Source organism: Patulibacter americanus DSM 16676, assembly GCF_000420025.1.
Taxonomy (GTDB): domain Bacteria; phylum Actinomycetota; class Thermoleophilia; order Solirubrobacterales; family Solirubrobacteraceae; genus Patulibacter; species Patulibacter americanus.
This window is the reverse complement of record NZ_ATUD01000017.1, coordinates 54271-75285: the sequence shown is the minus strand read 5'-3', so window position 1 is coordinate 75285 and position 21015 is coordinate 54271. Positions and strand designations below refer to the sequence as shown.

18 protein-coding genes and 1 riboswitch are annotated in these 21015 nt (G+C 74.6%); of the genes, 5 read left to right on the top strand and 13 right to left on the bottom strand.

The window, feature by feature from the left end:
* Positions 1-104: 104 nt before the first annotated feature.
* The 3 genes from F593_RS26925 to F593_RS0119705 form a co-directional block, all read right to left on the bottom strand.
* Positions 105-1022, bottom strand: a complete 918-nt coding sequence (locus F593_RS26925; protein ID WP_051160609.1) for a DUF1385 domain-containing protein — start codon at positions 1020-1022, stop codon at positions 105-107.
* Positions 1023-1291: 269 nt separating this feature from the next.
* A complete protein-coding gene (locus F593_RS0119710) occupies positions 1292-1561 on the bottom strand; it encodes a type B 50S ribosomal protein L31 (RefSeq protein ID WP_022930465.1) in 270 nt (89 codons plus the stop codon).
* Between the two features lie 24 nt (positions 1562-1585).
* Positions 1586-2368 carry a hypothetical protein gene (locus F593_RS0119705; RefSeq protein ID WP_157252013.1) on the bottom strand — a complete coding sequence of 261 codons (783 nt, stop codon included), beginning with the start codon at positions 2366-2368 and terminating at the stop codon, positions 1586-1588.
* A 247-nt stretch (positions 2369-2615) separates the two neighbouring features.
* Between F593_RS0119705 and F593_RS26920 the strand changes: the two genes are divergently transcribed.
* Both F593_RS26920 and F593_RS0119695 read left to right on the top strand, forming a co-directional pair.
* On the top strand, positions 2616-3338 hold the full coding sequence (locus F593_RS26920) for an ABC transporter ATP-binding protein (protein ID WP_022930463.1): 723 nt from the start codon (positions 2616-2618) through the stop codon (positions 3336-3338).
* Positions 3335-5392 carry an FtsX-like permease family protein gene (locus F593_RS0119695; protein WP_022930462.1) on the top strand — a complete coding sequence of 686 codons (2058 nt, stop codon included), beginning with the start codon at positions 3335-3337 and terminating at the stop codon, positions 5390-5392. Before F593_RS26920 ends, F593_RS0119695 begins: the two co-directional genes overlap by 4 nt.
* Before the next feature lie 89 nt (positions 5393-5481).
* On the opposite strand, the gene F593_RS0119690 is transcribed toward F593_RS0119695, so the two are convergent.
* The 8 genes from F593_RS0119690 to F593_RS0119655 all read right to left on the bottom strand — a co-directional run bounded on the left by F593_RS0119690 (position 5482) and on the right by F593_RS0119655 (position 13823).
* The gene (locus tag F593_RS0119690) at positions 5482-7215 is read right to left on the bottom strand and encodes an electron transfer flavoprotein-ubiquinone oxidoreductase (RefSeq protein ID WP_022930461.1); all 1734 of its coding nucleotides are present in this window, start codon (positions 7213-7215) and stop codon (positions 5482-5484) included.
* Between the two features lie 12 nt (positions 7216-7227).
* A complete protein-coding gene (locus tag F593_RS0119685; RefSeq protein WP_022930460.1) occupies positions 7228-8205 on the bottom strand; it encodes an electron transfer flavoprotein subunit alpha/FixB family protein in 978 nt (325 codons plus the stop codon).
* Positions 8205-8999, bottom strand: coding sequence for an electron transfer flavoprotein subunit beta/FixA family protein (locus F593_RS0119680; protein ID WP_022930459.1), 795 nt, complete (start codon positions 8997-8999; stop codon positions 8205-8207). The genes F593_RS0119685 and F593_RS0119680 overlap by 1 nt, the downstream gene beginning before the upstream one ends.
* Before the next feature lie 477 nt (positions 9000-9476).
* Complete coding sequence (locus F593_RS0119675; protein ID WP_022930458.1) at positions 9477-10070, bottom strand: biotin transporter BioY; 594 nt, start codon at positions 10068-10070, stop codon at positions 9477-9479.
* 146 nt (positions 10071-10216) lie between these two features.
* Positions 10217-10723, bottom strand: coding sequence for a MarR family winged helix-turn-helix transcriptional regulator (locus tag F593_RS0119670; protein ID WP_022930457.1), 507 nt, complete (start codon positions 10721-10723; stop codon positions 10217-10219).
* Between the two features lie 62 nt (positions 10724-10785).
* The gene (locus tag F593_RS28895; protein ID WP_157252012.1) at positions 10786-11454 is read right to left on the bottom strand and encodes a transglycosylase family protein; all 669 of its coding nucleotides are present in this window, start codon (positions 11452-11454) and stop codon (positions 10786-10788) included.
* A gap of 11 nt (positions 11455-11465) precedes the next feature.
* A riboswitch (cyclic di-AMP (ydaO/yuaA leader) is annotated at positions 11466-11621 on the bottom strand.
* A 68-nt stretch (positions 11622-11689) separates the two neighbouring features.
* Complete coding sequence (locus F593_RS26910) at positions 11690-12577, bottom strand: HAD family hydrolase (RefSeq protein WP_022930456.1); 888 nt, start codon at positions 12575-12577, stop codon at positions 11690-11692.
* 70 nt (positions 12578-12647) lie between these two features.
* On the bottom strand, positions 12648-13823 hold the full coding sequence (locus F593_RS0119655; protein ID WP_022930455.1) for a thiolase family protein: 1176 nt from the start codon (positions 13821-13823) through the stop codon (positions 12648-12650).
* 184 nt (positions 13824-14007) lie between these two features.
* Here F593_RS0119655 and F593_RS26905 point away from each other — a divergent pair, with 184 nt between their 5' ends.
* A complete protein-coding gene (locus F593_RS26905; RefSeq protein ID WP_022930454.1) occupies positions 14008-15498 on the top strand; it encodes a leucyl aminopeptidase family protein in 1491 nt (496 codons plus the stop codon).
* A gap of 155 nt (positions 15499-15653) precedes the next feature.
* On the opposite strand, the gene F593_RS0119645 is transcribed toward F593_RS26905, so the two are convergent.
* Positions 15654-17990, bottom strand: a complete 2337-nt coding sequence (locus tag F593_RS0119645) for a PhoX family protein (RefSeq protein ID WP_022930453.1) — start codon at positions 17988-17990, stop codon at positions 15654-15656.
* Positions 17991-18181: 191 nt separating this feature from the next.
* On the opposite strand from F593_RS0119645, the gene F593_RS0119640 reads away from it, so the two are divergent.
* Positions 18182-19597, top strand: coding sequence for a hypothetical protein (locus tag F593_RS0119640; RefSeq protein WP_022930452.1), 1416 nt, complete (start codon positions 18182-18184; stop codon positions 19595-19597).
* A gap of 3 nt (positions 19598-19600) precedes the next feature.
* Here the strand turns inward: F593_RS0119640 and F593_RS0119635 are convergent, their stop codons facing one another.
* Positions 19601-19963: a hypothetical protein gene (locus F593_RS0119635; protein ID WP_022930451.1), complete on the bottom strand. Its 363-nt coding sequence runs from the start codon at positions 19961-19963 to the stop codon at positions 19601-19603.
* Positions 19964-20118: 155 nt separating this feature from the next.
* Between F593_RS0119635 and F593_RS26900 the strand changes: the two genes are divergently transcribed.
* Positions 20119-20988, top strand: coding sequence for an acyltransferase (locus F593_RS26900; RefSeq protein WP_084630229.1), 870 nt, complete (start codon positions 20119-20121; stop codon positions 20986-20988).
* The last annotated feature ends 27 nt before the right edge of the window (positions 20989-21015 follow it).

The window sequence follows — 21015 nt, the reverse complement described above, 5'->3', positions numbered from 1 at the left end:
GCTCGGGGCGGGGCCCGCACGTCCTGCGGGTGCCCCGAGCCGTGCCGCGGTCCGACGCGACCCGGCCCGAGAAGCTCGGGGCGGGGCCCGCACGTTGTCCTGCCTTACGCCGCGACCTCGATGCCCGCCAGCTCGCGGCGGGTCGCCGTGCGCGGGTCCTCGCGCTCCAGCACGGCCTCGAGCGCCGCGATCGCGACGACGAGCTGGTCGCGGTCCGGTCGACGGGTGGTGAGCCGTTGCAGCTGCATGCCCGGCCACATGAGCCCGCGCACCAGGCGGTTGCCGCGGTGCGTGCCGGCGTACTTGATCGCCTCGAACGAGAGGCCGACGATGAGCGGGATCCCGACGAGCCGGGCGATCATCATCTGCCACCAGGCGAGGATGCCCAGCGGCGAGTAGACGAACACCGCCGTCACCATCACGATCAGCATGAAGCTCGTTCCGCAGCGCGGGTGCAGGCGGCCGAAGCGGGCGGCGTTCTCCGGCGTGAGCGGCAGCCCGGCCTCGTAGCACGAGATCGTCTGGTGCTCGGCCCCGTGGTACTGGAAGACGCGCCGCAGGTCCGGCAGCCGGCTGATGAGCGCCAGGTAGCCGACGAAGATCGTCGTGCTGACGACGGCCTCGACCATCCAGAACGCGTAGCCCGAGCCGAGCTGCTCCTTGATCAGGCTCGTGAGCCCGACGGGCGTGAGCACGAAGAGCCCGATCGCGAGCGCCAGTCCGCCGGCGAGGGCGATGACCCAGTCGCGCCGCGGGATCTCGGGATCGTCGTCGGGCTGCTGGGCCTCCGCCGCGATGCGGAGCGCGTGGAACCCGATCCGCAGGGAGCCGAGCAGCGCGACGAACCCGCGGAGGACCGGCAGCCGCAGCACGCGGTGGCGCTGCAGCGCGGAGGCGAAGGGCATCACCTGCACCTCGACGGGGCCGAGCGCGGCCTCGCCGTCGGGCAGCCGTCCGTCCTCGAGCTGCTCGGGCGACGGCTTGCGCACGGCGACGGCCCAGTGGCGGACGCCGCGCATCATCACCCCTTCGACGACGGCCTGACCGCCGACGGGAGCATCCTGCCCGGCCGGGAGACCGGACGGCCGTCTCGTCCGTCCGCGGTCAGCGCCGACGGGGGCATCCTGCCCGGCCCGGAGCCCGGACGGCCGTCGCGTCCGTCCGCGGTCGGGGGCGACGCTGGGGTCCTGCGGCGCCGCGCGTCCGGACGGTCGTGTCCGGGGCGCGGCGGGTAGGCGCTCCGCCGGGGCGTTCTGGTCGAACGGCCTCTGGCGGACGGAGCGCCCGGTCACTAGGCCTCCGAGGCGGCCTGCTCTTCGGCCCGCTTGGCGGCGCGGCGCTTGAAGCGCTCGACGCGACCGGCGGTGTCGACGATCTTCTGCTTGCCCGTGTAGAACGGGTGCGAAGCCGAGGAGAGCTCCACGTCGATCACGGGGTACGTGACGCCGTCCAGCTCGATGGTCTTGTCGCTCTTGACGGTGGAGCGCGTGAGGAACGTCGCTCCGGCACCGGCATCGCGGAAGACCACGGGGGCGTATTCGGGGTGAATCTCAGACTTCATGGCCGATAGACGGTAGCAGTCGTGTCAGTTCTGGACCGGCACGCACTCGGCGCGCAGGATGTCGTCGGTCGGCTCGCGGTCGTCGATCACGTCGTCGGGATCGAGCGTGACGATCACGGGCTGACCCTGGACGCACCGCTTGCCGGGGATCAGCACGTAGCCCTCCCCGGTCGGCCGGAACGTCCCGGTGGCGAGCGTCGTCTCGCCCTGGCGCAGCAGGACGGGCACGTCGGTGGCCGCGAGCGCCTCGGCCATGGTCGCCCGCACGCCGATGCGGTAGGCGACCTCTCCCCCGGCGGTGCTGGGCTGCCAGCCGAAGACGCCGGTGAGGGCGAGGTTCGGGCGCACGTCCTTGACGGTGCAGGAGCGGCTCGTCACCGCGACGACCCGGGGGGCGGCCGCACGGGTCCATCGGCCCTCGACGCGCAGACGGTAGGCGCTGCCGGGGCGCAGGCCGCGGACGTTGAGGCGCCGCACCATTCGCGCGGACCCGCGTTGTGCGGCTTTGAAGGCGGTGAGCCCGGCCGGGGCGGCCGCGCCCTTCAACGCGGTCCAGGTGCCGCCGGCAGTGCGCTCCTCGAGCTGGGCCGCGAACCCGTACGCCGAGGCGTCCGCGCGACCCCGCATCCGCACCACGAAGGTGGCGGCCCGCGCCTGGGGGTCCGTGGCGGAGGTGGTGCACCTGCCGCTCGAGACGGTGAGGTCCGAGGAGCGCTGCGGTGTCGCGGCGCCGGTGGCCGCGGGGGCCGCCGTCAGGACGAGGAGCGGGAGGGCGCAGAGCGCCATGCGGGTGGGGATGCGGAGCACGGAGACGACCGGGAGGAAGGGACGGCGACGGACGTCGACCCATCATGCCCGACGCCCACCTCTTCAAACGCGCGAGACGGCGCGGAGTTGCGGCGCGCGGCGGCGCGGCTCCGCCCACGCTCACGTCCCTCGCCCGCCGACGGGCGGCCCCGTCCGTCCCGGGAGCACCGAGCTCCCTCTCAGGGACGAGGGCGACTCACTCCCGAGGGCGATGTACAAGGAGTCGCCGCCCCCCACGCTGGGTCCCATGCACCCCTCTGCCGACGGCCGCACGGCCGCTCCACCCATCCTCTCGGGCCGCGGGCTCCGCAAGGGCTACGGGGACGCGCCCGTCCTGCACGACGTGGACGTCGACGTCCACCGCGGTCGGGCGCTGGCGATCGTCGGACCCTCCGGCTCCGGCAAGTCGACGCTGTTGCACGTGCTCGCCGCGGTGCTGGCTCCCGACGCGGGCACGGTCCACGTCGACGGCCGCCGCGTCGACGACCGCAGCGAGAAGACGCGCGCCGCGCTGCGCCGGTCGACCTTCGGGTTCGTCTTCCAGCAGGGCCTGCTCGTGCCCGAGCTCGACGCGGACGAGAACGTCGCCCTGCCGATGCTGCTCGACGGCGCCCCCCGGAACCGCGCGATCCGCACGGCGCGGGAGTGGCTCGGCCGCCTGGGGATCGGCGACCTGGCCGGCCGGCGTCCCGGCGAGATGTCCGGCGGGCAGATGCAGCGCGTCGCGGTCGCCCGCGCCCTGGCGCACGAGCCGGCGGTCGTGTTCGCCGACGAGCCGACGGGCGCGTTGGACACCGACACGGCCGAGGCGACGGCCGATCTGCTCTTCGCGGCCGCGCGCTCGACCGGCGCGGCACTCGTCGTCATCACCCACGACCTCGGGCTCGCCGCCCGCGCCGACGAGGCCGTGGCGATCCGCCGCGGGGTGCTCGAACCGGCCGCGCTCGCCCCCGTGGCGGTGGCGTCGTGAGCGCCCTCGCCTTCGCCCTGCGGATCTGGCGCCGCGACCGCACCACCCGGCGGGGCGCCGCGCTCACCACCGTCGCCATCGGGGTCGCCACGGCCCTGATGGTCATGCTCGCCGCCGTACCCGGGGCCTTGCAGGAGCGGGCCGACCGGATCGCCTGGCGCGGTGCCGATCCCACGAACCTCGTGCAGTTCCCGCCGCCGGGCGGGCGGGCCGCGGACCCGGAGACCTCCCGGGTCGTCCTCTCGGGCACCGCCTACGACGTCGGCGGCGTCGGGATCCAGCAGGTCGGCATCGCGACGCGCGGGCCCGTCGCCCCGGCCGCCGGCATGCCGCTCGTCCCCCGGCCGGGGCAGGTCCTCGTCTCCCCCGCCGTCGCGCGGATGTTGCGCGGCCCACACGCGGACGTCGTCCGGTCGTCGCTGCGTGGCCGCGTGGTGGGCACGCTCGGCCCCGAGGCGCTGTCCGGCCCCGACGAGCGCGTGGTGGTCACGGGCCTGCGGGCGTCGGCGTTCGACGGCGTGGTCGGCGACCTCAACAACTCCGCCGTCGTGGGACGTGACGGCCTGCGGGGGGCGGACGCGCACCCCGACCCGTTCTACGTCGCCCTCGTGTGGATCGCCCTGAGCCTGCTCGTGCTGCCCACCGTCGCCCTGGCGCTGCAGATCGCGCGCCTGCTCGCCACGCGCCGGGAGGAGCGGACAGCGGCGCTGCAGCTCGTGGGCGCGGACCCCGGCTGGACGCTCCGGGCCGCGGTGGCCGAGACGGCCGCAGCGGCGGCCGCGGGCGCCGTCGTCGGCGCGTTGATCGGCGTGCCGGTCGCGCGGCTCGCCCTCGTGCACGTGTCGTTCAACGGGACGACGTGGTACGCGGGCGACCTGACCACGCCCCCGTGGCTCGTCCTCGTGGCCGTCCTCGGACTGCCCGGCCTCTCCGCCCTGGGCACCGCGTTGGCGCAGCGGCGGTCGACAGGGCCGCTCGGGACGATCCTGCGGCACCGGCCCCGTCCGCTCCGGGCCTGGCGCCTGCTGCTGCTCCCGGTCGCGGCCGGCCTCATGCAGTGGGGTCTCAGCAGCCTGGACGAGAACGGCAGCGTCATCCCGATGCTCTGCGCGCTCGCGGCGGTGGTGCTGACGACGAGCGTCGTTGGTCCCCTCGCGGTCTCGTTCCTGGGCCGCGTCGCCCGCCGGTTCTGGCGGCGCCCGGCGACGCTCCTCGCGGCGCGGCGGATGCTCGACGAGCCGCGGGCGGTCTGGAGGATCGCCAGCGGTCCGGTGCTCGCCGCCTTCGTCGCGGCCACCATGCTCGGGGCCGCCCCCACCCTCCAGGACGCCGTGGACGCCGACGCCGGAGGCTGGAACGGGCGGCACCTGACGGTCGCGCTCGACGGGCGCAGCGGCGGCGACGTCCCGGCCGCCCTGGAGCGCCGCCTCGCCGCGACGGTCCCGGGCGACGCGCCGCGCGTGCGCCTCTACCCCTTCGGCTCGTCGGGCGACGCGTCACCCCTGACGGCCGCGCAGGCCCGCAAGGCGGACCTCGTGGACCTCGTCGTGACCACCGGCCGGGATCCGGTCCGCCGGGACGCGGTCGCCGCCGCGATCGCCCGCACGCTCCCGGGAGCGGGTGCGACGGGTGCGGACCGCAGCGACCCGACCCTGGCCCTGGTGAAGGCCGTGTTCGCCGGCGCGACGGGGACGCTCGTCCTTGCGTCGCTGCTCGCGGCCCTCGCCACGGCCGTCACGTCCCTGGGGACGGTGCTCGACCGCCGTCGCACCCTGGCCGCGCTGCGGATGGCCGGCACCCCCGTGGCGACCCTGCGCCGCACGATGCAACGCGAGGTCGCCCTCCCCACCGTGATCGGCGTGGCCGCCTCCGGCGGGGCGGGCGCGCTGTTCGCCGCCGGGCTCATGCGAGCCGCCGAGGTCGACCCCGTCCGCGTCGTCAACGCCCCCCTCGTCCTCGCGATGGTCCTGGCCATCGGCCTGCCCCTGGTCGCGGTACGCGCGGCCGGGACGACGATCGAACGGGTGACGGCCGGCGGACCCGCCGCCGAGTGACCGCGGCCCGGCCGATCAGCGACACGGCCCCGAACGCACGACGGCGCCGCGATGCGGCGCCGTCGGCGAGCTCGGGATGCGGCCCGGGGCTAGGTCAGCTGGTAGGCCGGGCCGTCGCCGCCCTCGGGCGGGGTCAGGCGGCCACCGCGGGCCGTGATCGCGCCGCACTGCACGCAGTTCGTGTAGTTCACGGTGACGTCGACGAAGCCCTCCTTGGGCTGGTCGTCCTCGATCTCGTACACGCCGGCGGGGCACATCCACGCCCACGCCTCCGCGACCTCGCGCTTGACGTGCTTCTCGACGCGGATGTGGCTCGGGGCGTCGTCGCGGGTCGCGTTGCCCGTGATGAACACCGAGGACAGCTTGTCGAAGAAGTACTTCCCGTCCGGCGTCGGGTAGCGGTCCTTCATCGCACCGGACTCCGGCACGGCGACGTCGACCTCGGCGTCGCGGTGCAGCTCGGGCCCGGCGCCCGGGGGCAGCTTGCCGCCCGTGACGAAGTTCAGGCCGGAGAGCGCCGCACCGACGGGCATGGAGTGCGCGTCGAGGAGGGGCCGGTTGTTCCGGACCTCCTTCAGCGTCTGGCCGACGATCTCGGACTCCTCGATCGCCGTCTCGTAGGCGGAGAAGTCGTTCGAGCCCGCCTTGAGCTCCGTGAAGATCGTCTCCGCCGCCAGGCGGCCCGCCTCGATCGCCATGTGCACGCCCTTGAGCCGCGCCATGTCGACCATGGACCCGCACTCGCCGGCGATGACGGCGCCCGGGGTGGAGAGCTTCGGCATCGCCTTGTAGCCGCCGGCCTGGATCGCCTTCGCGCCCCAGGCGGTGCGCTCACCGCCCTCGAGGATCTCGCGGACGTAGGGGTGCGCCTTGAACGCCTGCAGCATGTCGTGGACCGACACCGTGGCGTCCGGGGTGTGCAGCGGGATGACGTACCCGATGGACACCTGGTCCTCGCCGAGCGGGTAGATCCAGCCGCCGCCGGCCTCCTGGTGCTTCTTCTCGGGACGGGAGGGCCAGCCGAACGTGTGGACCACGGACTTCCACGGCTTCCTGACCTTCCAGACCTCCTTCGCCCCGATCTCCCACGTCACGGGCTGGCGGCCCGCGGCGAGCTCGAAGCGCTTGACGGCGGCACCCGTCAGGTGTCCCCAGGTGCCCTCGGCCAGGACGGTGGCCTTCGCCGCCATGTCCATGCCCGGCTCGAAGTTGCGCAGCTCCTCGCCCTCCTTGCCGCGGCCCTTGTCGCCCGTGCGGATGCCGACGACCTGGTTCCCGTCGACGAGCAGCTTGGCCGCCGCGGTCTCCGTGAGGATGTAGGCGCCGGCCTCCTCGGCCTGCTCGGCGAGCCAGCGGCAGAGCTGAGCGATCGAGATGACCCAGTTGCCCTTGTTCTTGAACGGCGGCGGGGTCGTCGGGAGCGACACCGCCTTCTTCTCGTTGCGGAACCAGACCGCGCCGTCGTCCTCGGCCTCCGTGAACGCCCACGGCATGTCCGCGAGGTCGACGTCGGGGAAGAGCGTCTTGAAGGGCCCCGGCTTCATCACCGCGCCGGACATGTTGTGCGCGCCGCACACCTTGCCCTTCTCGATGACGGCCACGGGGACCTCGCCCAGGGACTCGAGCAGCTCCGGGTCGTCGGCCAGGAGCTGCAGGAGCCGGTTGGCGCAGGCCAGACCGGCGGGGCCGCCGCCCACGATGGCGACGCCGACCTCGATGCGCTCGTCCTCCGGGTCCGTCGGCGCGGCGACGAACTCGCCGACCACGTCGACGGGGGGCGGGAACTGCGACGGAGCGACGCCGCCGTTGTGGGAAGCAGCCATGCCTGGTCTCCTTTAGCCCTTCTTGGCCTTGATGGCCGCGGCGAGCGCCGGGGCGATCGCGTGCAGGTCGCCGACGACGCCGAGGTCGGCGAACTCGAAGATCGGCGCGTTGGAGTCCTTGTTGATCGCGACGATCGCGTCGGAGGACTGCATGCCGACCTTGTGCTGGATGGCGCCGGAGACGCCGAGGCCGAGGTAGAGCTTCGGCGCGACGGTCTTGCCCGTCTGGCCGATCTGCCCGGCGTAGGGGAACCAGCCCGCGTCGACCGCGGCGCGGGTGGCGGCCACGGCGGCGGTGCCACCGAACGCGGCGGCGAGGTCGTCGGCCACGGAGAAGTTCTCCGCGGAGCCGAGGCCACGGCCGCCCGTGATGAGCACCTGGGCGTCCTCGATGTTCACGTCGGCGCCGCGCTGCTCGCCGCGCGTGACGATCTCGACCTTGCCCGCGGCGTCCGAGAGCGTCACGGTGACGTCCTCGACCGGCACGGTGCTGCCGGCGGCGGACTCCACGGCCTCGAAGGCGTTCAGGCGCGCGGCGATGACGCCGAGCCCCCGGAAGTGGATGTCGGAGATCTGGGTGTCGCCGAGGATCGGGCGCTCGGCGACGAGCTCCCCGCCCTCCACGCGCAGGCCCGTGATCTCGACGCCGATGCCGCCGCCGCGACGGGCGGCGATGGCGCCGCCGGCCTCGAAGCCGAGCAGGCCGCCGCCGAAGATGACGTACCCGTACTCGCCCTGGCTCAGGACGGCGTCGAGCGCGTCGACGATGGGCTGCGGGACGCCGGCCGGCGCCGCGACGCGGAACGCCTTCGTCGCGCCGTAGGCACCGACGGAGCCTGCCGCGGCGTCCGAGACGTCCTCGCCGACGAACAGGGCGTGCGCCTCGCCGCCGAGCTCGGAGGCGAGCTTCGCCGCCGTGGAGATGGCGCCGAGGGAGTTCTTGTTGACCGTGCCCTCGTGGTGGAGCGCGTAGACCAGGATGTTCGTCATCAGATCAGCTTCCGTTCGTCGAGCCACGTGACGATCTGCTCGACCGTCTGGGCGGTGTCGTCGTCCTCGATGAGCATGCCGGCGGCCTTCGCGGGCGGCTGCTGCGCGGCGGTCCAGACGGCCTTGCGGCCCTCCTTGCCGACCTTGCCGGCGTCGATGCCGGCGTCGGCGACCGACAGCGACTCGAGCGGCTTCTTCTTCGCGCCCATGATCGCCTTGAGCGACGGGTAGCGCGGCTCGTTGATCGCGTCACCGACGGAGATCACGGCGGGCAGCTGCACCTTGACAGTGTCGTAGCCGTACTCCGCCTGGCGCTCGCACGTCAGCGTCGTGCCGTCGACCTCGAGCTTGATGACCTGCGTCAGGGCGGGCCAGCCGAGGTTCTCGGCGACGACCGCGCCGACGGCGTAGGACTGCCCGTCGTCGGACTGCTGCCCGGCGAGGACGAGGTCGGGGTTCTCGCGCTTGACGAGCTCCGCGAGCGCGTAGCCCGTGGCCACGACGTCCGAGCCGACCAGGGCGTCGTCCGTCAGGTGGATCGAGCGGTCCGCGCCGAGCGAGACGGCCTTGTGCAGCGCCTTGACGGCGCTGGACGGACCGACCGTGATGGCGACGACCTCATCGACCTCGAGTGCGCCGCTCTCCTTGAGCTGCAGCGCGGCCTCGATGGCGTGGGTGTCGAACGGGTTCAGCGTCTTCTCCCCGCTGCGGTCCAGGAGACCGGTGGCGGGATCGACCTGCTTCTGAACGGCCGCGTCCGGTACCTCTTTCACCAGGACGACGATCTTTGTCACTTTGTGAGCCTCCTTGGGGGCCAACGGGCGGACGGGAGTCTAGCGCGGTTGACTGACGGGTCAATCAGACATCCCGGGCGAATGAAAGCACTTTCCGACCGACGGTAACTTCACGGGTGGAGCGGGGGTGGACGACCTATCCTCGCCACGCGCCCGTACCCCGCCTGGGGCGCCGCCACGCCGGGTCCGCGGGTGCGGCCGGAGCAGGGGCCGCCGCCCCGGGCGCGCGTCGCCGCGATCCTACCCGCGGGTGGAAGCCGGACGACGGCACGGTCGGCGCGCGCAGGGGTCGCGGGCGCAGCGGCAGGACGGGGCGACGGGGCGGTGGCACCGTCGCGCTGGGCGCGTGCGGCCGGCGAAGGCCGGGGACGCGCGGGTCCTGCGGCGCCGCCGGCGGCGCCGCGGCTCGTGGCTCGCGGGGCCGCCGGTCGCCCTCACGCCCGAGCCGGAGCTCGAGGGCGGAGGGCCAGGGGCGACTCAGCCCTCGTAGCGGCGCACGAGCCGCCAGGCACCGGGGAGCAGCACGCCGCCGACGGCGGCCTTGATCAGCCCGCCGACGATGAAGACCGTGAAGCCGAAGTGGACCGTGTCGGCCCAGTTCATGCCGGAGGAGGCCTTCAGGACGAGCAGGCCCGGCACGAAGACGAGCAGCTGGGCCACGACGAAGGCGAGGAACGCGAGGGCGACCTTGCGGTCGGCGCCGCGCTCGGCGAGCCAACCGATGGCGCCCGTCGCGAGGACGAAGCCGACGAGGTAGCCGCCCGAGGAACCCCAGAGCGTGGCGACGCCGGAGGCGCCCTCCGCGTAGATCGGCAGCACGAAGCCGAGGGCGACGTAGAGCAGCATGGACAGCACGCCGCGGCGCAGGCCGAGCGTCGCGCCGACGAGGCCGACGGCGAGCGTCTGGCCCGTGATCGGCACGGGCTGCATCGGCACGACGACCTGCGCCATCGCCCCGGTGAAGAGGGCGCCGAAGAGGACGAGGACCGCGTCGCGTACCCGGGCGCCGGGCAGGACGTCGGCGAGGACGAGGCGGTGCGAGGCCGCGGCTGGGGCGGTGATGGTGCTCATGTCAGGGCTCCTTGGGGGTGTACGCCCGGGCAGTCTTGCGTACCCGGCGGCGAGGCGCCCTGCCGCCGCCGGGACCACGGGACGGTCGGGCGGGCGACGTCCGGCGGGTCGCCGCGGCGGACCGCATCGGGCGGCGCGCGGCGGCGTCAGCCGACGAAGTCGCCCTCGGCACGGCGGACCGCCTCGAGCAGCGCGGTGAGCTGCTCCTGGTCCTCCGGGGGCAGCGCGCCGAGGGAGAACGCCGCGGCGTTGAGCTCGAGCGTCGCCGCCCCCGCGACGCGCCGGCCCTCGTCCGTGAGCGCGGCGAGCGTGGCCCGGCGGTCGCTCTCGTGGGGCACGCGGCGGACGAGGCCGTCCTGCTCGAGCTTGTCGACGATGTTCGTGACGCTCGTGCGGTGCACCTGCAGGCGCTCGCCGATCTTGCCCAGGGGAAGCGCGCCGTCGCGGGTGAACGAGAGCAGCATGAGCGCCTCGTAGCGCGGGAAGGTCAGGCCGTGGGCGCGCAGCGCGTCGTTCAGGCGGGCCAGCAGGATCTGCTGGACGCGCATGATCGAGGTGACGGCCGCCATGGGCCGCGCCGGCTCGGGTCCCCACCGGGTCGTCCAGTGACGGCGCGCCTCGGCGATCGGGTCGTCGCGCAGCGGGCCGGGCACGCGCGACACCCAATCACACCCCGTCCGGCCGGCGCGATGCCGGCCGGAGCGGGAAGCGGCGGCTAGCGGCCGCAGTTGGGCCAGGGGCTCGTGCCCCGGGCCGCCAGCAGCTTGGCCGCGATGGCGTCCTGCGTGGCCTCGGAGGCCGCGGCCGGGTCGCCGGTCCCGCCGTACGCGCGCCAGGTCTGGCGGTCGAACTGGTACTTGCCCCTGTACGTGCCGCTCGACGAGACGGCCGTCGGGTCGCCGCCCGACTCGCAGCGCGCGATCTTCTCGAGCGTCGCGTTCGCGGTGCCGGAGGGCGCTGCCGAGGCGGAGCCCTTCGACGCCGAGCGCGTCGCGGCGCCGGCGGAGAGGCCCATCGCCTTCAGCGTCTGCGGGCCGATGATGCCGTCGGCCTGCAGGCCGTTCTTGCGCTGCCACGCCCGCAGCGCCTTGCGGGTCTGGGGCCCGACCACGCCGTCGGCGGTGACGCCGAGCTTCTGCTGCACCGCAGCGACGCCGCCGCCCTGCGCCTGGGTCGACGCCGAGCCGGCCGAGGAGGAGCCCGACGTGCTCTGGGCGGTGGCCACGCCGCCCATGCCGAGGGCGGCCACGACCATCGTCGTGGCGGTGATGCGCCGTCGTCGGCTCCATCGGCGCACGCGGGCTGCCGCGGCGCGGCGGGCCTGCGACGCGCGCAGGCTGTGACCCCACCGGGTGGTGGAGTCCTGTTCGCGAGTCTGGCTCACGGGGACCGTCCTTCGTCTCTCGCGCCTACGGGGTTAGCTGACGGGCTCGCGCTTTGAGACTGCGCTACACCGGAGTGCTCCGGCGATTCGCCCCCGACCGCCTCGCGGCGATCAATGGGTCCCCCGCTCCCCGACGACGTGCGTCGAGGACTCGGCCTGGGTTATGGAACGTCGAAGGGTAGACGAAGCGTGTGTGACGGGCCCCGCCACTGGACGACGGGCCGGGCCCCACCCGTCAGGCGCGGCGGCGGGCGCCGGCGGTACGCGTGGCCGCCGCGCGGCCGAGGCCGCCGAGCGCGCCGACCGCCGCGAGGGCGACCGCGGTCTTGAGGTGGGAGCCGAGCCGCTCGAGCCGCACGACGTCCCAGCCCTCCTGCGCCGCCACGCGCGCGAGCTCGCGGTCGGGGTTGACCGCGACGGGGTGCCCGACGGCCCGCAGCATCGGCAGGTCGGACTCCGAGTCGGAGTAGGCCCAGGAGGCGGCGAGGTCGAGGCCGTCGCGCTCGGCCAGGCGCCGCAGGGCCGCGACCTTGCCCTCCCGGTAGGTCATGGGGCCCGAGAGGCGTCCGGTGTAGCGGCCGTCCCGCACCTCGAGCGGCGCGCCGACGCCCCCGTCGAAGGCGAGGACGTGGGCGATCATCTCGGCCGTGTCCTGGGTCGACGCGGTCACGATGTAGATCGGCCGGCCGGCGTCCTGGTGCTCCCACGCGATCCGCAGCATCTCGGGGTAGAGCCGCGGGAGCACGCCCGCGAGCACGCGGGGCGTGAGCCGCTCGAAGTCGCGCACCCGCTGGCCGGCGAGGAAGGCGCCGGCGCGGTCCCACACCTTGCGGGTGGTCTCGTCCGTCGAGCCGTGGAGCCGGAACTTCAGGTTCTCCCAGCCGTCCGCGGCGAGCCGTCGGCGGGTGATGAGCCCGTGCGCGGCCGCGGCGCGCGCCCAGTGGAACCCGGAGGACCCGGCGACGAGCGTCTTGTCGAGGTCGAAGAAGACCCCCGCGCGCGGTCCGGACGGACCGCCCCCGGCGGGCTGGGCCGGCGACGGCGCTGCGGACGGGGCGTGCACGCCCGTCGACGACGAGCGGCCGTCCGGGACGGGCGGGGTCTGCGGCTCGTCGGCGGGCACGCGCCGGACCCTAGCGGCCGACCGCGGCCCCGGCCCGAGAAGCTCGGGGCGGGGCCCGGTCCCCCCCCTCTCAGCCGACCTTGATCAGCACGGCGTCGCCCTGGCCCGTGCCGGAGCACGCCGTGGCGATGCCGTAGCCGCCGCCGCGGCGGCGCAGCTCGAGGAGTACGGCGCCCATGATGCGCGCGCCCGAGGCGCCGAGCGGGTGGCCGAGGGCGACGGCGCCGCCGTTGACGTTCACGCGGTCCTCGTCGATGCCGAGGTCCTTGATCGTGTTCAGGGCGACGGAGGAGAACGCCTCGTTGATCTCCCACACGTCGATGTCGGACGCCTTCAGGCCCGCCTTCTCCAGGGCGATGGCGGAGGCCTTGCCCGGGGTCGTCAGCAGGTTGTCGAACGCACCCGCGGCGGCGCCGAAGGAGACGATCTCGCCGAGGACCTCGCGGCCGTTCTCGGCGGCCCAGGCGTCCGACGCCAGGACGAGCGCGCCGGCGCCGTCGTTCACGCCCGGCGAGTTGCCGGCCGTGTGGGTGCCGCCCTTCGTGAGGCCGGGCAGCTTGGCGAGCGCCTCGAGCGAGGTGCCGCGGCGGGGGCCCTCGTCCGTGTCGACGATCGTGTCGCCCTTGCGGCCCTTGACCGTCACGGGGACGATCTCCTCGGCCAGCCGCCCCGCGTCCTGGGCGGCGATCGCGTTGTCCTGCGAGCGCAGCGCCCAGCGGTCGAGCTCCTCGCGGGACCAGCCGTGCGCGTCGGAGACCTCGGAGGTCTCGTCGTACATCTGGCGGTGCGTGAACGCGTTCGTCAGGCCGTCGAGGACCATCGAGTCGAGCGTCTTCGCGTCGCCCATGCGGTAGCCGAAGCGCGCGTTGGGCAGCAGGTACGGGGCGAGCGACATGGACTCCATGCCGCCGGCCACGGCCACGCCGTACTCGCCGGCGCGCACGTGCAGGTCGACGATCGCCGCGGAGCGGATGCTCGACGTGCAGACCTTGTTGATCGTCTCGGAGGGGACGTGGTTCGGGATCCCGGCCGCGATCTGGGCCTGGCGGGCGGTGATCTGCCCCTGGCCGGCCTGAATGACGTGCCCCATCACGACGTGCTGGATCTGGTCCGGCGCGACGCCGGCCCGCTCGAGCGCGCCGGTGATCGCGACGCCGCCGAGGTCGACGGGCTTGACGGTGGAGAGCCCACCCCCCAGCTTGCCGACGGGTGTGCGGGCGGAACCCAGGATGACGGTCTTGGCCATGGTGGTGCTGTCCTCTCTCGCCTACGGAGGGTAGGAAGTGTATTGGGGGCGCCCCGCAGGGTCCGTCCGGCCGGCACGGGCGGCGCGCGCAGCGCCGGTCCGGGGCGGGCAGGGATCGGCGGGACCCGCGCTCCTCCGGCCAGGCCCCACGGGCGCCGCGGGCGGGGCTCGTACCCTGCGTGGCGTGACCGACACCGCCGCGCCGCCCACCGTCCAGCCCGTGGACCCGTCCTCCCCCGCGCCGGACGCGATCGTCGTCGGGCTCGCCGCGGACGGCCCCGTCGGCCTGCCCGACGGTGCGCCCGCCGCCGCGCTGGCGCGGCTGGTGGAGCGCGGCGAGGCGCGCCCGCGGCTGGGCGCGGTCGCCCACACCCACGACGAGGACGGCGTGCGCTGGATCCTCGCCGGCCTGGGCACGCGCGAGCCGCGCACGGACGAGGACCGCCGCGCGGCGTACGGCGCGGCGCTGCGCCACGCCCGCGGGCTGCGCGCGTCGACGGTCCGCCTCGTCCTCGACGACCCCGAGGGTGCCGGCGCCGTCGCGGCGATCGCGGCCGTCGCGCTCCACGAACCCGCCAAGGTCCGCGGCCGTGCCGACGCGGACCCGGGAGAGCCGGACGAGCCCGCCACCCCGGCCGTGCAGGTCGCCGCGCCCGGAGGCACGGCGCCCGACGCGGCTACGGCCGCGGCGGTCGTCGCGGGGGCCACCGTCGGCGCCGCGCAGAACCACGCCCGGGTGCTCCAGCAGCTGCCCTCCAACGTGCTGACGCCGCGCGCCCTCGCCGGCCGGGCGCTCGCGCTGGGCGACGAGGTCGAGGGGCTGACGGTCGAGGTCGAGATCGGCATCGGCGCGCTGCGCCGGCGCGGCATGGGCCTCTTCGGCGCGGTCTCGCACGGCAGCACGCAGCCGCCGGCGCTCATCGTCGCCCGCTACGACGGGCCGGGCGCCTCGGGCCCGCTCCTCGGGCTCGTCGGCAAGGCCGTCACCCACGACACGGGCGGCTACTCGCTCAAGCCGCCGCTCTCCATGCGCACGATGCGCTTCGACATGTCGGGCGGCGCCGCGGTGCTGGGGGCGATGGAGGCCATCGCCCGCCTGCGGCTGCCGGTCCGGGTCGTCGCGGTCGTCGGCGCCACGGAGAACCTGGTCGACGGCTCCGCGATGAAGCCGGACGACGTGTTCGTCGCGAAGAACGGCACCTCCGTCGAGATCACGAACACCGACGCCGAGGGCCGCCTGGTGCTCGCCGACGCGCTGACCTACGCCCTCGAGCTCGGCGCGGAGCGCCTGGTCGACATCGCGACGCTCACCGGCGGCGTCGTCACGGCGCTGGGCACCTCGCACGGCGGGCTCATGGGTCGCGACGAGACGTGGCTGGGCGAGCTGCGCGCCGCGGGCGAGGCGACGGGCGAGCGCGTGTGGGCGCTGCCGCTGGAGGACGAGCACCGGGAGCTGCTCAAGAGCCGCCTGGCGGACATGACCAACAGCGGCGGCCGGGTCGCGCACGCCATCCAGGGCGCGGCGTTCCTCGAGCGGTTCACGGGCGACGTGCCGTGGGCGCACGTCGACATGGCCGCCCTCTCGCACGACCTGCCGCGCAAGTACCTGGGCAAGGGGCCCAGCGGCTGGGGCGTGCGGCTGCTGACGGAGACCGCCCGCCGCGTCGCGGGCTGACCCGCGGCCGGCCCGCGGCCGGCGGGTGGCCGGCCGGGTCGCGACCGAGGGACCGGCCGGGCGCTGGCCCGGCCGGTCCCGGTGTCGGGCCGATGCCGAGACGCGGCCGACGACAGGGTCCGGCCGGCGAGACGCGCCGACCGGACCGGACCTGCCTACCGGATGCGGAAGGCGTCGCTGCGGCGCAGCTTCTTCGGGCTGCCGTCGACGGGACGGACCTCGAGGGTCACCTCGGCGCGCATCGTCTTGCCCTTGCGCGTGCGCAGGGCGGTGCGGGCGAGGGCGCCCGGACGGAGGCGCACGCTGTGCGAGCCGGCGCCGACCGTCTTCTTCGCCATGGCGGCGGTCACGACGCGGCCCTTGCTGCGGCCGACCTTCGGCAGGCGGATGCGGAGCTTCAGCTCGATCCGCGCGGCCTCGCGCACGCGAACCTTGGCGTTGACGCCGCGGGCCGCGAGGGTCGCGTAGGAGACGGTCTCGGGCACGTCGACCGTCGTCTTGCCCTTCGGGCCCTGACCCGGCTGACCCGGCTGGCCCGGCTGGCCCGGAACGACCGGCGGGTTCGGGATGGTCGGCGTGCCGTCGCCCGGGTCGTCCTCGCGGATCCGGGTGATGACCACGGTCGAGGGAAGCGGCATCGACGGGTTCTGGTTCGCCGTCTTGTCGCCCTCGGGCCAGTAGCTCGTGTACGTCTCGGCCTTGCCGTAGGTCGCGCCCGGCGTCGCGGGGGTCTCCTCGCCCGGGTGCTGCACGTTGACGAACAGCGCGGTGCCGTCCGTCGAGAAGTACGGGCCCGTGCCCTCGGCGTCGATCGGCATGTTCGCGAACCGGTACGCGACGCCGGCGTTCGGGCCGGAGCGCGGGATCATGAAGATCGCGTTGTTGCCGTGGTACTCGTAGAAGGCCTTCTGCTGCAGGCCGCCCTTGAGCGAGCTCGACGAGATGTCCGTGACGACCCAGAGGTTGTTGCTCTCGTCGAAGCAGAGGTTGTCGCAGGAGGAGAAGCCCTGCTCGCCGACGTCGGAGCGGCCCGTCGGGCCGCCGTCCGCGTAGTCCTCCCACGTGAACGTCGTGGCGACCGGGTCGTTGCCCTGCTCCCGCACCTTGCGGATGGCGCCGTGCTGGTCGTTGACGCCCGAGTTGTTCGTGAAGGCGATGTAGACCGTGCCGTCGACATCGACCTCGACGTCCTCCGGGCGGTTCGTGGCGAAGAACTGGTTGAAGTCCGCCGTGCCGAAGCGCTTGCGCAGGTGTGCGGAGGTGTCGACGAGCTCGGACGCCTCGACCGGCACCCACTCGCCGGTGCCCGACTCCGCCGTCAGCAGGCCGGTGCCGTTCGTGTTGGAGAACCGGCGGCGACCCTCGGGGCTCCACTTCGCGATGAAGAGCTGGCCCTCCGTGAGGATCTTCAGGTTCTCCGCGCGGTTGCCCGGGATGAACTGGCGCGTCGAGACGAACTTGTAGACGCCCTCGTTCGTCTTGTCGTCGCCCATGTAGAGCACGAAGGGCTTGCCGTCGACGTGGCGGAACGCCGTGTTCTCGTGACGGAAGCGGCCCAGCGCGGTGTGCTTGCGGGGCGTGGACTTGGCGTCGTAGGGGTCGTGCTCGACGACCCAGCCGTAGTTCGCGTGCGTGTCGAGCTGGTAGGTGCCGCCCCAGCCGTAGGTGTTGTCCGGGGTCGCCCGGGACGCGTAGGAGTCGTAGTTCTCCTCGCAGGAGAGCGTCGTGCCCCACGGCGTCGTGCCGCCGGAGCAGTTGGCGACGGACCCGTCGATGACGTTCGCGCGGGTCAGGCTCTCGCCCACGCGCACCTTCGTGGCGGGCTTCGTGACGGTCCCGTTCGCGTCCTTGACCTCGTCGGCCAGCGCGACGTCGCCGCGGCCGCGCAGCGGGCCCGTGACCTCGCACGCCGGGGAGTCGCCCGTGATGCGGCGGTTGTACGGCGAGGGCGAGACGACGCCCCACACGCCCTTGGCGTCGCGGCGCACGTGGACGATGGAGTTGCCGACGGAGTACTTCTCCTCGGCGATCTGGCTCGCGCTCTTCTCCGCGGCCTTCGTCACGCCGTGCTGGAAGAACGGGGCGGGGTACTCGTGGTTGACGAAGAGCAGCGCCTCGTCCTTCTTGCCCTCGAGCGGCAGGAAGGCGAGGTAGTCGTTGTTGAAGCCGTAGCGGAGCGTCGTGCCGTCGGTGTTCTCGAACTTGTCGTTCCACGAGATCAGGACGTCGGCGCGGAAGCCCTCGGGGACCTCGAAGCGGTCCGCGGAGGAGGCGCCCAGGGCGCGGAAGTCGGAGAAGGGGGTCGGCGCGCCGGCGGCGACGGCGCTGTCGCCCATGAGGTCGGCGACACCGGTGGCGTCGAGCGAGGCGACGGCCATCGTGCTGGCGCCGGCGATGGCCACGCCGCGGATGAAGCCGCGGCGCGTGTGGGCGGAGGTGTCGCCCGGAAGTTCGTCGGCGGAGGGGGCGTCGGCGGAGTGAAGGTCGGTCATGCGTGTCCTGAGGACGGAGGGCGTGGCGGAGCGCGGGCAGGGTCGCCGCACGTGACGGGGCGACGCTATGACCGCCGTGCACCCACGACGTTGCCGTCGTGTGATCGAGACGTGACCAATCCGTCAACGCCCGTCCGGGCCCCCGGCGCGGCGCGCGGCGTGGGCTGCGGGCGGTGCCGACTACAGTGCCCGTGCGGCGCGGCGTCCCCTCCCCTGCGCGCCGCCGACCCGTCGTGCTGCTCGCCCTTCCCCGTCCGATACGCCTGCTGCTGCTGTGGATCGCCCTGCTCGCGGTCTACTCCGTGGGCATCGCCCTGCCGGCCGCGCCGGACCGGGCGCTCACGAGCACGGAGGCGCACCGGCTGCTGGTCACGCACTCGGTCGTCACGGACGGCGACATCGACCTGCTCGACGACTACATCGCCCGGCCGTGGCGCGACTGGGGCGGGATCGAGGGCGTGCGACCCGACGGCGCGCTGCCGTCGAACGTCGCCGTGCGCCGCGACGCCCGCGGTCAGGAGGGACCGCCCCTGGCTCCCGGCGGCTACCTCGAGCCGACCGGCCCGGGCGTCGGCGCCGTGCTCGCCCCCGCGTACTGGGCCGGCCGCACGACGGGCCTCGGGGGCCGCGTGGCCGTGCAGCTGTGGTGCGCCGCTCTGATGGCCGCCGCGTTCGTCCTCGCCCTCGGCGTCGCGCGCCGCATCGTCCCGGACCCCTGGGCCACCCGTGGCGTGTTGACGATCGCGCTCTCCGTCCCCGTCGTCCTCGGCGCCACGGAGATCGGACCGGCGGGCCCCGCGGCCCTGCTCGTGACGGGGGCGGTGGCCACGGCGCTCGCGGTGCGCGACCACCCCCGCACCTGGGCCGCGCTCTCCTGCGCGCTGCTGTGCGCCCTGCTGCCCTGGCTGTGGCTGCCGCTGGCGCCCGTGGCCCTGCTCGTCGCGGCCGCCCTGACCCGCTGGATGCGGCGCCGTCGCCGCGGCCTGACGGGGTTCCTCTCGCTCGAGGTGCTCCTGCTCTCGGCCTTCGTCTACCTCACCGTCCACGACCGCCTCTTCGGCGGCCCGACGCCGTGGGCGCCGCAGGTCGGCTGGTCGCTGCCGACGTACTTCGACGGCGTGGGCGACGTGCTCGCCCGGATCGTCCTCTCGCCGGTCGGGCTGCTCCTGGACCGCGACCTCGGCCTGCTGCGCTGGGCGCCCGTCCTGGCGCTCGTCTTCGTCGCGGTGTGGCGGCTCGTGCACTGGCGCCGCTCGCGGCTCTTCCGCGTGTTCGCCGACGAGATCCACGTCGAGGTGAGCGTCCTGTTCCTCCTGCTGGTGCTCGTGGCCGCCACGGTGCCCTACGCGATCCTCTCCCCCTGGCCGGCCACGAACTGGCTCGGCGGCGCGGGCGCGACGGCGGCGCTGCCGGTCGCCGCCGCGACCGTCGGTTGGGCGTGGCAGCGCGTGCCGCGGGCCGGCGCGGTGCTCGCCGGGCTCACCGTCGTCGCGACGGTCTGGACCCTCGCCGCCGCCGTCCTGGATCCGGGGGCCGGTTCGGCGCCCCCGCAGGGCGCGCTGCCCTGGGCCGGGGTCGAGCAGGTCCTGCCGGTCTTCCGGCGCTGAAGGTCAGCGGGCGTCGGGCGCGGGCCCGAGCTCGGCGAGCCAGCGGTCCGCAGCGTCGGCCTCGGGGGCCGACTCGGCGAACCAGAGCGCCATCATGCCGCGCGTCAGTCGGCGCGTCACGGCCAGGACGATCGCCTGGCTCACCACGAGACCGAGGGCGTCGCCCTTCTCGTTCGAGGGGCTCGCGAACAGCTCCGCGACGAACCAGACTGTCCCGCCGACCACCCCGATCAAGGACATGGCCGACGCCGAGACGACGAGCCCGAGGCAGATCAGCGTCCAGCTGGCTCGTGGTCGCGGCCGGCCGCGGGGCATCGGGGTGCGTCCGCGGGCACGCAGGACGTCGGGAAGCCGGGGACCACGCACGCGCGGCACCGTAGCGGAGACCATGGCAGCCCACGCACCCCGCGGGTGCCCCGAGCCCCGCCCAGGTCCTCCACCGCGCGGACCACGACGCTCGAGGCCTGGCCCGCGCCGCGTACCCCCCGACGCGGCGCGCCGCGCCGCCCTAGGCTTGGGCGGTGGCGACCGAGCACAGCCCCAGAACCGCCGCGGACGACGCCGACGGCCCCACCCCGGGCGTCCCGCATCCGGACGACGCGCCCGGCACCGACACGCCCGGCCCGGCTCCCGAGGTGCAGCGTCCGCCCGCCCCGGCGAAGGGCGGGCTGCTGCACCTGCTGCGCCACGCGCGGCGCGAGCACATGCTCGGCTGGCGGTACTGGGTCCTCGGCCTGCGGGCCCTGCGGCTCAAGCTCAAGTACCGCGAGCGGCTGCAGTTCGACGGGCCCGCGTTCATCTGCCCCGGCGTGCACTTCGAGATCGGCCCGAACGCCGTCGTGCGGCTCGGCCGCTGGTCGTGGCTCGGGGACGACACGAAGATCCGCTGCCACGAGGGCACGATCGAGATCGGTGCCAAGAGCGTGATCGGCCAGGAGTGCACGCTCTCGACGTACGAGCGGATCTCGATCGGCCGCGAGTGCATCGTCGCGGACCGCTCGATGTTCATCGACTTCGATCACTCCGTCGCGTGGACGGACACCCCGATCCGCAAGCAGGGGATCTACACCCGCCCCGTGATCGTCGGCCACAACGTGTGGATCGGCTACGGCGCCTGCGTGCTGCGCGGCGCCACCGTCGGCGACAACGCGGTGCTCGGCACCTACGCCGTCGTCACGAAGGACGTGCCGACGAACGCCGTGGCCGCCGGCGTGCCCGCCCGCGTCGTCCGGATGCGTGACGCCCCGGAGCGGATGGTCTGGGCCGATCCGCACGACGTGCCGCTGCCCGCCGAGGACCGGGTGCGCCTGCGCGAGGAGCGCCAGGCGAAGGAGCGGCGCGCGGCCGCCCGCGCGCGGAACGAGGCCCCGCCGGCCGCGCCGACGGACTGAGGCGGAAGCGCGGCGACCGGGGCGACG

Excerpts from the sequence above, each read along its gene's own strand:
- F593_RS26925 (WP_051160609.1), bottom strand. The coding sequence starts at position 1,022 with ATGATGCGCGGCGTCCGCCACTGGGCCGTCGCCGTGCGCAAGCCGTCG.
- F593_RS0119710 (WP_022930465.1), bottom strand. The coding sequence starts at position 1,561 with ATGAAGTCTGAGATTCACCCCGAATACGCCCCCGTGGTCTTCCGCGAT.
- F593_RS26920 (WP_022930463.1), top strand. The coding sequence starts at position 2,616 with ATGCACCCCTCTGCCGACGGCCGCACGGCCGCTCCACCCATCCTCTCG.
- F593_RS0119690 (WP_022930461.1), bottom strand. The coding sequence starts at position 7,215 with ATGGCTGCTTCCCACAACGGCGGCGTCGCTCCGTCGCAGTTCCCGCCC.
- F593_RS0119685 (WP_022930460.1), bottom strand. The coding sequence starts at position 8,205 with ATGACGAACATCCTGGTCTACGCGCTCCACCACGAGGGCACGGTCAAC.
- F593_RS0119675 (WP_022930458.1), bottom strand. The coding sequence starts at position 10,070 with ATGAGCACCATCACCGCCCCAGCCGCGGCCTCGCACCGCCTCGTCCTC.
- F593_RS0119655 (WP_022930455.1), bottom strand. The coding sequence starts at position 13,823 with ATGGCCAAGACCGTCATCCTGGGTTCCGCCCGCACACCCGTCGGCAAG.
- F593_RS0119645 (WP_022930453.1), bottom strand. The coding sequence starts at position 17,990 with ATGACCGACCTTCACTCCGCCGACGCCCCCTCCGCCGACGAACTTCCG.